Origin of the sequence: Ferruginibacter sp. SUN106, from assembly GCF_050611765.1 — a bacterium.
Taxonomy (GTDB): domain Bacteria; phylum Bacteroidota; class Bacteroidia; order Chitinophagales; family Chitinophagaceae; genus Ferruginibacter.
The window spans coordinates 136,945-149,481 of record NZ_JBODJC010000004.1 but is presented as its reverse complement, the minus strand read 5'-3'; the positions used below and the strand labels follow the sequence as shown (position 1 = coordinate 149,481).

The following is a 12,537-nucleotide window of genomic DNA, read 5'->3' as shown; positions in this document are numbered from 1 at the left end:
TCACTCAATAACTTTTTCAATATAAATTAATTGGCCTGCTGCATTTACGCCTTCTATTTTCAACAGTAATTGCTTTGAAATATCATTATTAAAATACTCAATTTTGATAGAATTATTTGTTTTGTCGAGTATCAGATTCGGATTCCAGTAAACTGTAGTACGCAAGTCGGGTGTTTTTGCTATATCCTTGTTGTTGTAATCAGGATTTGGAAAATCCTTTTGTGTATTATAGCCTTTAATATATACCGAATGCATATTACTATTACCCGCTGGCTCTGCCTCATTTCCTTTTCTTAAGTAGACATATATAGCACCTATAGTAGACCTGAAAGAACTATTGATAACGATACCGGGAATATATTTGATGTAAGCCACCTGCGATAAATCATAATTACCTACACTTTTAACCGGCTGTTCGTCGAGAAACATGGGTATTGGCTGAATTTGTTTCCAACCCAAACCTACAGTAGCTTCAGCTACAAAGTATTTTTCATGAGACCATTCATCATCAATTACTTTTACACCCGACACCCTGTACGCAACATAGCTTGCCACATCGCTATTGGTTTTAGCAGTAGGGTCGTCTAATACATTTAGCTGAAAGCCTCTTACGGTTCCACTGAACATTCCTGTAGTATATGTTTTATCCAGTTCTTCAATACGTGCCAGTTCAGGATTATGTACTAATTTAGATTTCACTACAACTTCTTTAATTGTTTGCTCCGCATTAAACTTGCCGGGTTTATACACCAGGAAAGAGGCAAGGCTGTTGTTTTGTGTTATGGGCTTAACAGATGCTGGAATATTTTGTGGCTGCAGCGCACTTACTAATACAGGTACATTCAAAGTATCATCTTTGTAAACAGACATGTAATTTCCCAGTACTTTATTTTTATCTGTCTGATAGGTCACTTTTGCAGAATCAAAGAATAGCAGGTCGTTCTTTTTGAATACTGTTTGATTAATGGGCTTGAGGTTATACAATTGCTTTCCTGCGCCGCCGCCTTTTATAATAAGGTTAAGTGATTCACCTTCCGGAAGGGCCAGGTTCTTTTCTTTGTAATTAACAGCGAGTGTAATATAATTGTCTAGCGGCTCAGCAGCAATATTCACTTTATCTGCTAATTTTTGCCATTCATATTTTTTCCATTGTTGTGAAAGCATAATCAGGTCTATAGCATTTCTTTTATCTGCTAACAATACCGAACTTAAATTCTGATCAAGCCCTTTTAATTGCGTATTCAGCAAAAGGTCTTGTGTAATAGAATGTGTATTGGAAGGGTTGAAAAAATTAATATCCGCTATGGACACCGATAAATTAGTGAACATCGTATCTGGCAAACTGATTGAGATCGTGTTCTTTGCTTTAGGACCAGCAGCAATGGTATCTCTTTTTACAACAGGTTGTTGCATCCTTTCGGCATTAATGAACACCATTCTTTCCTGTAATTTATTCCAATGCTTATCAAATAAAGTAAGTTGCATTAAACCTGCGGGTATAGAATCAATAGAAAAACCAGTCGAGGCCATTTCCATTTCATTTGGTAAAACAATATCTGCGTTATACACTTTGTAATTACCCATTTGCGCCAGCAGGTGCAATTCGCTTAAGCTGTCATTAGTGCGGTTTCTGGCCATCAGGTATTGTAATTTCTTTTCCACTACTTCTGCATGAAAAGAAACACCATAACGATTTATCAAGGGCAAAGGCGTTTCCTTTACAATGCCGTTGTCATCTTTCCAAACTGCTTTATAATTTTTTTTAGGAGATGGGATCAACAATATTTTACCGAGGCCCATTGTATTGGTAAAAAAAGTATCTATCACTTTATTTCTTTCCACTTCTATAATTTGCCCATTTATCATAGCCGGTTTGCCATCTGCATAAGTACTTTTAAAAGCGATATAGTTTTGCAGCTCTGCAACTACTTGCCCCCCTTCGGGGAAAAATTGTAATTGTTTGCCTTTATTTGTTACGCTATTCTCAATACTATTTTCTTTGTTATAAATGTTGAGAATTTTGAGGTACACGTTTTCACTGTCTTCAATAACCATTGCTTTTGTAAATGCCCTGAATTGAATACGGTTGCTTTCTATACTATCAGGTATTTCAAAATCTCCGTAGCAACTACCTTCAACTATCGGGTATTGCTTTTGCCGGATCAATTTTCCTTTATCATCATAAATAGCTGCATAAAAATTGGTAGCTGCAATTGAAATTGCATTTACGTTGTAGAGGTATGCTTTAAACCAGACTGTCTCTCCGGGCAAATAAGTATCCTTATCAAAATGCACATGCATAGTTTCAAAAGAAATAACAGCATCTGTAGTTGCCACATTTTTTTCTATGGTTTGTGCACCTGCAGCCTGCATAAAAAAAAGGCACACAATAAAAAAGCAGCGGTTAGCAATTGTCATAAATTGTCAGTTTTGTTTAAGCTTAACTAATCAGGGTGGATATACAAAATACACTTGCCGGATATCAGCTTCCGGCAGGTGTATCAATTATTTTCGCAGGGACAAAAAATTATTTTATTTTAAAGTCATAGGGCAATGTATTTGCCATTCTCATCCAGGCCATGTAGCCACTTTTTGTAATACCGGTTTGTTCAAAATAATACCCATTCACTTCTACACCAATTACTTGTGCAGGTTTAAAGGTTAAAACAGATAGTTGATATTTTACAGATGCAGTAGGGTCGGCTTTTACATAAGTTTGTTCGGGCACATCCTTATTATAGATCACCACCAGCTCATTTTCCTCTGGTAATACCAGTACATCTTGTGTACTATCATCAATTTCGTAGCCAAGCGCCTGGTAATAATTTAGTATTGGAACCAGGGTTTCCTTTTCACTAAATCTTTTTTTCAGGTATTTAATTTCAAAACCGTTTTCTTTTACCTGCTTTTGGTAAAGGCTTCGCATAAAATGAATCATCGAGCCATTATAGGCTTTAAGCCTGGCAGCTTCCCAATTTATCTTTTCAAGCGTATCTTCAGGCTGCAGTTCTTCATATAACGGATAACCTTTGTAGAGCGTTATAAGTTTGTCGTAATCGTAACTAAAAGAAACCAGTGTGTATTTTATTTTGTACCCCAGTGCTTTATTTACAATTATCAATGGCGTATCTGCCAATACTTTTAAAGTATTTTTTTTAGTGGAAAAATAAAATTTCAACACTTGTTTATTAGCAATAGAGCAGGAATTACTATTGAATGTTTTGCCTATAAAATTCTCCAGGAAAAAAGCACCATACTTCTCCCATCCATCGGCCAACTCATTGGATATAACCACATCTTTAAGTGATTTGTCCTTTTGCATCAATTCTACCACTATATTTTTACTGTTATTTTCTGATGCGCTGATCCTTCTAATTTCCGGTTGGTAACCGATGCAGGTAATGATAAGATCATATCCGCCAGCGGGCAGGCTTAATTTAAAATTACCTTCTGCATCGGCGGCTGTGCCAATCGTTGTATTTTGGGCAAAGACGGAAGCTCCTGGCAATGGAGCTTTAGTAACAGCATCAATTATTTTGCCGGTTATATAGTAGTCTGTTTGTTGAGAGAATACTGAAGCTGGTAAAAGATAAAGGATCAAAAACAAAAGGTTACTTCTCATGCGATTTGGTTTAAATGCATATTCCCAAAACTATTATTCCATAAACAGGCAATGTATTCTATTCCACTATTTTTTCAATATGGATCAGTTTTCCCTCATCGTTAAATCCTTCCAGCACAATGCGTATTTTTTTTGTAAAATCATTATTGTAGAAAGTAATGGGCACTTTTTGATTGGTGGCATCGGTTAAAATATAAGGCTGCCATAGTAATGTTGTTCGGGCATCTGTACCTGTTGCAGTATTACTTTGCGAATAATCAGGGGCATAAAATTCTTTTTGAGGCGAATAGCCGGCAACTTTCAATACTCTTAAATCAGAATCTTTAGGACGGTTATCAATCAGGTCATCGCCTTTTTTAAGATAAATGGAAATAGCTGGTGGTAGCCCCGGAACAATTGCAAGATGTGGGATAAATTTTACGTAGGCAATATCTTCGATATTTAACCTGGTAAGTTCTTCATTTTCAACCGGCCTTTCATTAACGTACAATAAGCAAGGCACGTATGGAGGTGGCCCCTGGTAAACCACCAATGTTTTTACACTCTGTCTGAAGTATACTCCCAGCCCCGGCGCTTTACCTATCATGTAGTTATAGATATCCAACTTAGCAGGCGCCATCTCATCATGCATCACATCATAAGCAAAGGAATTTACCACTCCCCTGAAAGCGCCTTCTGCATATTTTTGATCCAGTTTAAAAAGCGGATCATTCTTCCAGTTGTGCCAGCCTCCGTTTTTCACCAATACCGCCTGCATGGTTTTTTCTTTATTAAATTGTTGCAGGGCATTATCTTTTATGTAATATCCAAATACAGATGCGGTCTGGTTAAATTTTGTACCAGCAGTATCGGGTATTAAATAATTACCCGCATTAGTAATAGTCAGGGGTTGCGGATAAGTATAGTTAGAAGAACTGAACACCATTACGGGATTTAATAGTTTATTTTTATTGAAGGAATACTGCACTTTGGCGCTATCATAAAATACCAGGCCGGTCTGTTTAATTATCCCCTCTGCATCAGGTTTTACAAAATAAAAATTCTGTGTGCTGTCTTTGCTTTTTACTATCAGGTTCACCAGTTCTGCGGCATCCAGCTTTTGCTGTGTCTGCTTTCCTATTCTTCCATAAATACTTAGATAGTTATCCTGCGGATATTTTAACTCCGGCATTTTTGCTGCCAGCATATTATCCCAGTTATACCTGCGCCAGCCATGGGTGAGCATCACTAAATCTAAATTGGATTTTAAAGTTGCATTGGTATTACTGGTAAAATAATAAGCAGGATTATGGATATACCCTTTTACATCACCACTTAATAAAAGATCTGTAACAATGTTTGTGGTTGATACATCATCATTTAATTCAGCATCGGTAACACTTAAAGACATGTTAGAAAGAATGGTATCTGCTACTTCTATCTCAATACTATTCTTCCCTCTTTTTTGTGTGCTGATTGCTGTGTTGGTTAGTTTAGCATCCAATGCATAATTATTATTGTTGATAAATGCCACACGTTCTGCCACCGGTTGCCAGTTGGCATCAAATACGGTTAACTGCATAATACCGCTGGGTAATGCATTTACCTGCACAGTAGCTGTAAATGGTTCGTTTGAAGGAACTACCAGGTCATTTTTATAAAACACTTTCTGGTACAGGTACATCAATACATGTAAACTATCTTTAGCAGTTTTATTGGTGAGGTTAAATATCACATTATCCTTTACCTGTGCCAGCTTAAGTGATACGCCTGTTGATTTCGCTTGTGGCAAATAGGTTTGTTGCTTCACTCCTTTATCATCCAGCCACTCCACATAAAATTTCTGATTGGGTGCCACTTCAATATCAAACCTCCCCATACCATCATGCACAGATTTTACCGGCATTTCTACTTCGCCAGTTTCCTGTTTTTTTAAAACGCCATTTATTTCAAAAGGTAAACCATTATTGTAGTTAGCTTTAAAAGCAATCGTATTTCTTACGCCTTCAATTATATCTCCGCCTTCGGGAAAAAATTGCAAAGAGACTGTTTTGACTTGTTTGCTGCTATCAGTTTTTGCATCATTATTTATTAACCTGATGGCTTTGGTAAATAATAATGTAGTATCCAGATTCAACATCCATGTGGTATAGGCACGGCAGATGAGTTGTTTACTTTGTAAACTATCCGGTATTTGAAAATGGCCATCGGCAGTACCGTTAAAAATAGGACAAAGCAGTTGTTGTACCAGTTTACCATTCTCATCATACAATGAAGTATAAAAATTAGTACTTTTTGCAGCAGGAATATAATCTTCAAAAAGATAGGCCTTAAACCAAATGGTTTCTCCGGGCAAATACGCTTCCTTATCAAAATGAATATGTATTTTTTCCTGCGAAAAATTCTGGCCGTACAAATTAATTGTATTTTCCACAACCTGCGACACAACTGGTGTAGTAAATAGCAAGCTTACAATAAAAAGCCAGTGTTTGTAAATTTTCGTACTCATAATTTATACGGTTTTATTCAATTATTTTTTCTACATGAATCAGCTTGCCTTCGTCATTAAATCCTTCTAAAACTATTCTTATCTTTTTTGTAAAATCGTTGTTATAAAAAGTAACAGGTACTTTTTGGTTAGTAGCATCGGTTACAATATAAGGCAGCCATAACAAAGTCGTTCGGGCATCGGTTCCTGTTGTATTACTTTGAGAATAATCCGGTGCATAAAATTCCTTTACGGGTGAATAGCCGGGAATTTTTACTGATTTTAAATCGGTGTCTTTAGGCCGGCGATCAATCAGATCGTCGCCTTTTTTTAAATAAATACAAATAGACTGCGGAAGCCCCTGCCTCCATGGAGTATGATCATAAACTTTTATGTAAGCTATAGCATCGAGGTTTATTGTTTCCAATATCTGGTTATCAATTTCGCTTTCATTAACAAAAATTAAAGTTTTACCGAAAGATTTTCCACCGCCTTTATATTCAATTATTAATCCTGGTATCTTTCCAATCATATAGTTATAAATATCCTGTTTAGCATCGGCCATTTCATCGTGCAATACATCTATTGACCATGTGGTAGCACCCATTCCTTTAAACATAGTGGTATATTTCTCATCCATTTTAAACATGGGATCATTTTTCCAGTTGTGCCAACCGCCGCTTTTTACCAATACCGCCTGCATGGTTTTTTCTTTATTAAACTGTTTGATAGCGTTATCCTTTACATAATATCCAAATACAGATGCCTGCTGATTAACTGTAGTGCCTGTGGTATCAGGCTTTAAAAAAATAATTGCATTATTGATAGTAGCAGGTTGCGGATACGTATAATTAGAAGTGCTGAAAGTAATTTGCGGATTTAATACTTTATTTTTATTGAAAGAATACTGCACTTTGGCACTATCATAAAATAACAGGCCCGTTTGCTTAATTAATCCATCGGCATCAGGTTTTGTAAAATAAAAATTTTGTGTACTGTCTTTAGTTTTCACAATCAGGTTTACTATTTCTGCAGAATCTATTTTTTGTAATGCCGCGTTTCCTACTTGTCCGTAAATGCTTAAATAATTATCCTGCGGATATTTCAATTCCGGCATTCGTGCCGCAAGTATATTATCCCAGTTATACCTGCGCCAGCCATGTGTTAGCATTACCAGGTCTAAGTTTGATGTAGCCTCTTTATCGCTGGTAAAATAATAAGCCGGGTTGTGGATATAACCTTTTACATCGCCACTTAATAAAAGGTTGGTAACGATAGTTGAACCAACAGTTCCATCATTCATGTCTGCATCGGTGATGCTTAACGACATATTGGATGGAATTGTATCAGCTATTGCTATCTCAATAATATTCCTGCCTCTTTTGGCCGTATTGATTTCTTTATTACTAATTATTGTATTGATTGTATAATTATTGTTGTTTATAAATGCCACCCGTTCTGCCACCGGTTTCCAGTTGGCATCAAATACCGTCAATTGCATAATACCGGTTGGTAAAGTATTTACTGGTACAGTGCCTGTGTAAGGCTCTGTTGATGTTACTGCGATATCTTTTTTGTAAAATACTTTCTGGTACATGTACATCAGCACATGCAAACTATCAGCCGGCAATTTATTTACGAGGTTAAATACAATACTGTTTTTAAGTTGAATTAATTTCAATGATACGCCGGCAGCTTTAGCATTAGGTAAATAAGTTTGCTGTTTGTTACCTTTATCGTCACTCCATTCCAGATAAAATTTTTCATTAAAAGCCAGATCAATATCAAACCTACCCATGCCATCATGCACAGACGTAACGGATGTCACCACTTCTCCCGTTTCCTGTTTTTTTAAAACAGCGTTGATATCAAATGGCAAACCATTATTGTAATTGGCTTTAAAAGCTAACGTATTTTTTGTGCCGGCAATAATATCTCCCCCTTCAGGAAAAAATTGAAGTGATACAGTTTTGATTTGTTTACTGTTATCAATCGCATTGTTATTTATTAACCGTATCGCTTTAGTAAATAAAAATGTAGTATCAAAATTCATCATCCAGGTGGTGTAAGCACGGCAGATAACTTGTTTGCTTTGTAAACTATCCGGTATTTGAAAATGCCCATCGGCGGTACCGTTAAAAATGGGACAAAGCAGTTGCTGTACCAGTTTACCATTCTCATCATACAGTGAAGTATAAAAGTTGGTGCTTCTTGTTGAAGGGAGGTATTCTTCAAATAAATAGGCTTTAAACCAGATGGTTTCTCCCGGTAAATAAGCTTCTTTATCGAAATGAATATGAATTTTTTCCTGCGGAAAATCAGCGCCGTAAAGGTTGATGCTGTTTTCAATTGCCTGTGCAGTAGTTGTTACGGGTGCGGAAACCATAAATACAATACAGCAGTAACACAACGCTTTAGTTAGGGATGGCATAAGTTTACAATTACAAATTAAATATAACGATAATTCATAACCGGTGCCAGATTACAGCACATTTTATTACATCCTTAACAAAGATTTATTGACGTTATTTTTTTCCCATGCCGGGCATTCTTCCCATAGGCATTTTATTCATCATCTTCATCATGCCTTTCATTTGCTCAAACTGTTTTAAGAAAGCATTTAGTTCGGCAATATCTTTTCCTGCGCCTTTGGCTATACGCAGTTTGCGGTTGGGGTTAATGATATCAGGGTTTCTTCTTTCTTCTAAGGTCATACTGTTGATCATCGCTTCAATACCTTTAAAAGAATCATCATTGATATCAACATCTTTTATTTGTTTACCTACACCGGGTATCATACCCATCAGGTCTTTAAGGTTACCCATTTTTTTAATCTGCTGCAACTGGGTTTTAAAATCTTCAAAATCAAATTGATTTTTGCGGATCTTCTTTTCCAGTTTTCTTGCTTCCGCTTCATCAAATTGTTCCTGTGCTTTTTCTACCAGACTCACAATATCACCCATGCCCAGTATACGTTGCGCCATACGCTCAGGATAAAACACATCCAGTGTATCCATCTTCTCGCCACTACTTGCAAACTTGATCGGTTTATTTACCGTGTATTTAATGGACAATGCAGCACCACCTCTTGTATCACCATCTAATTTGGTTAATACCACACCACTAAAATCTAATCTATCATTAAAAGCTTTGGCAGTGTTCACCGCATCCTGCCCGGTCATACTATCTACTACAAATAATATCTCTTGCGGATTGATCGCTTTTTTAATATTCGCCACTTCAGTCATCATCACTTCATCTACTGCCAAACGGCCGGCAGTATCCACGATGATCACATTTTTATTTTTTGCTTTCGCTTCTTTAATCGCATTCTGCACAATAGAAACCGCATCTTTATTTTCTCTTTCTGCAAAAACATCCACTCCTATTTGTCCGCCCAACACTTCCAGTTGGTCAATCGCCGCCGGCCTGTAAATATCTGCTGCCACCAGCAATGGTGATTTGCCTTTTTTTGTTTTAAGGTAATTCGCCAGTTTACCGCTGAAAGTGGTTTTACCACTACCCTGCAAGCCGGCAATTAAAATAATGGCCGGAGCACCGGAGATGTTGAATTCACTTTCACTGCCGCCCATTAACTCGGTCAGTTCATCCTGTACGATCTTTACCATTTGCTGGCCCGGATTTACTGCCAGTAATACTTTGGAACCAAGGGCTTTATCCTTTACTTTATCTGTAAATTCTTTAGCAATTTTATAGTTCACATCGGCATCTACCAATGCACGGCGGATATCTTTTACAGTATTGGCAATATTAAGGTCAGTAATACGGCCCTGGCCTTTAAGGTTCTTAAACGCACCTTCTAATTTCTCACTTAACGAATTAAACATATAACTATCATTTAAAAATGACTGCAAAAGTATAAAATTATAGGGCTGCAAGCGCTAATAATTTTGCAACTGATAAAATTGTTTTAGCCAAATTGTTTAGCAATCCTTAATTTGCTTTTATGAACCTGGAGAAAAGCACCGGCTATACAATTATTACAGGCTGGCTTAAAAAAAATGAGCGGCAACCTTTTGCATTTCAAACGGAGACCTGGCAACATATTTTAAATGGCCGAAATGGTCTGGTGAATGCCCCTACCGGATGCGGCAAAACCTATTCTGTTTTTTTGGGTGCCCTTATTCAATTTATTAATGCTTATCCAAAACAATATCAAAGCAAAAAAAATAATGGCTTACAGCTTTTATGGATAACGCCATTAAGAGCTTTGGCAAAAGATATTGCCCGTGCCATGGATGAAGTAATTGCCGCATTGGATATGCAATGGAAAATTGGTATCAGAAATGGCGATACCGAAGTGAACGAAAGAGCCAAACAAAAAAGGCAAATGCCCGAAGTACTCATCATTACACCCGAGAGTTTGCATTTGTTGCTGGCACAAAAAAATTATCCTGATGTTTTTGCAGCATTAAAAATAATTGCGGTAGATGAATGGCATGAATTACTCGGTAGTAAGAGAGGTGTGCAAACGGAGTTGGCAATTTCAAGAATTGTGAATGTGAAATATCGAATGGCGAATGTACTGTGTTCAATATGGGGCATTTCTGCAACCATAGGAAATTTAGAAGAAGCGAAAGAAGTATTGCTAAGCCCTTTAAAAGATGAAGGTATAATTGTAAAAGCTGATCTTCATAAAAAAATTGAAATTGAATCCATCTTTCCTGATGAGATTGAAAAGTATCCCTGGGCAGGGCATTTAGGAATTAAGCTGGTAGATAAAGTTTTGCCTATCGTTAATAATAGCCGCACTACTTTAATTTTCATCAATACCCGTGGTATGACGGAGATGTGGTACCAGGCTTTATTAACCGCAGCTCCTGAATTGGCCGGCGCCATCGCTTTGCACCATGGTAGCATTGAACAGGAACTGCGTTTTTGGGTGGAAGAGAATTTGCACAGCGGTAAATTAAAAGCAGTGGTTTGTACTGCCAGCCTGGACCTTGGTGTAGATTTTCGGCCAGTAGAAACCGTTGTACAGGTAGGTTCGCCAAAGGGTGTGGCAAGGTTTTTACAAAGAGCAGGAAGAAGCGGCCACAGCCCTGAAGCAGTGAGTAAGATTTATTTTTTACCCACACATAGTTTAGAATTGGTAGAAGCCGCCGCATTAAAACAAGCCGTGGAAGAAAATTTTATTGAAAGCAAAATACCGCAATTACTTTGTTTTGATGTACTGATTCAATACTTATGTACCATCGCTATTTCAGATGGATTTTACCCGGATGAAATTTTTGAAGAAGTAAGATCCACTTATTGTTTTGCCGAAATTACTAAAGATGAATTTGCTGAAATTTTATTACATATCACTGCAGGAGGTATCGCATTAAATCAATACGACGAATTTAAAAAAGTAGAAATACTGGATAATGGTTTATATAAAATCAATAACCGCCGCATTGCTATGCAGCACCGCATGCATATTGGTACTATTGTGAGCGATGCCATGTTAAAAGTAAAATTTTTCAGTGGCGGCTATATTGGCGTTATTGAAGAATATTTTATATCCAGGTTAGAACCGGGTGATTCTTTTACCATTGCCGGCAGAAATTTAGAATTAATGATGATAAAAGATATGACCGTGCTGGTGAAAAAATCAACAGCTAAAAAAAGCATTATCCCCAGCTGGCAGGGCGGCCGTATGAGCCTGAGCAGCAATATGGGAAAAAAATTACGACAGGCTCTTACCGTAAGCCAGCAAAAAAACAATATACCGGAGCTTACTGTACTCAAACCTTTATTTGATCTGCAAAACTTTTTGTCGCATGTGCCTGAAGAAAATGAATTGTTGATTGAGCATATTGAAACCAAAGATGGCTTTCATTTATTTGTGTATCCTTTTGAAGGCAGGTTGGTGCATGAAGCGATGGCAGCAATTTTATCGTGGCGCATCAGCCAGATCACTCCCATCACTTTTTCATTTGCCATGAATGATTATGGCTTTGAATTATTGAGCGACCAACCGATACCATTAGATGACAGCAATGTGTATGAATTATTCACCGATAAAAATTTATTTGAAGATATACAGCGTAGTGTGAACAGCACAGAAATGGCGAAGCGTAAGTTCAGGGACATTGCTGTGATTGGAGGATTAATTTTCCAGGGCTATCCCGGCGAATATAAAAAAGCAAGACATTTGCAATCTTCTGCATCTTTATTATTTAAAGTATTTGCAGAATATGAACCGGATAATATTTTATTAAAACAGGCCTACCGGGAAGTATTTGACCAGCAAATGGAAGAAACAAGATTAAGAGATATGTTGCAAAGAATACAAAATAGTAAAATTATAATTACCTGGCCACAGCAATTAACGCCCTTTTGTTTTCCGCTTAAGGTAGATAGCATGAGAGAGAATGTTTCTTCAGAAAAACTGGAAGACAGGGTGAAAAGAATGCAGGAGCAGTTGGGGAAGGATAGTTAGAAA

General features: G+C 37.1%; 6 protein-coding genes. 1 reads left to right on the top strand and 5 read right to left on the bottom strand.

Features of this window, described 5'->3' with window-relative positions:
- The 5 genes from ACQ334_RS16740 to ffh form a co-directional block, all read right to left on the bottom strand.
- Positions 1-2,418, bottom strand: a complete 2,418-nt coding sequence (locus tag ACQ334_RS16740) for a hypothetical protein (protein ID WP_430989397.1) — start codon at positions 2,416-2,418, stop codon at positions 1-3.
- A 109-nt stretch (positions 2,419-2,527) separates the two neighbouring features.
- A complete protein-coding gene (locus ACQ334_RS16735) occupies positions 2,528-3,622 on the bottom strand; it encodes a carboxypeptidase-like regulatory domain-containing protein (RefSeq protein WP_430989396.1) in 1,095 nt (364 codons plus the stop codon).
- 58 nt (positions 3,623-3,680) lie between these two features.
- Positions 3,681-6,110, bottom strand: a complete 2,430-nt coding sequence (locus ACQ334_RS16730; protein WP_430989395.1) for a hypothetical protein — start codon at positions 6,108-6,110, stop codon at positions 3,681-3,683.
- Between the two features lie 13 nt (positions 6,111-6,123).
- Positions 6,124-8,520, bottom strand: coding sequence for a hypothetical protein (locus ACQ334_RS16725; protein ID WP_430989394.1), 2,397 nt, complete (start codon positions 8,518-8,520; stop codon positions 6,124-6,126).
- A gap of 94 nt (positions 8,521-8,614) precedes the next feature.
- Positions 8,615-9,937: a signal recognition particle protein gene (gene ffh / locus ACQ334_RS16720; RefSeq protein ID WP_430989393.1), complete on the bottom strand. Its 1,323-nt coding sequence runs from the start codon at positions 9,935-9,937 to the stop codon at positions 8,615-8,617.
- 119 nt (positions 9,938-10,056) lie between these two features.
- Between ffh and ACQ334_RS16715 the strand changes: the two genes are divergently transcribed.
- Positions 10,057-12,534, top strand: a complete 2,478-nt coding sequence (locus ACQ334_RS16715) for a ligase-associated DNA damage response DEXH box helicase (protein ID WP_430989392.1) — start codon at positions 10,057-10,059, stop codon at positions 12,532-12,534.
- Positions 12,535-12,537: the final 3 nt, after the last annotated feature.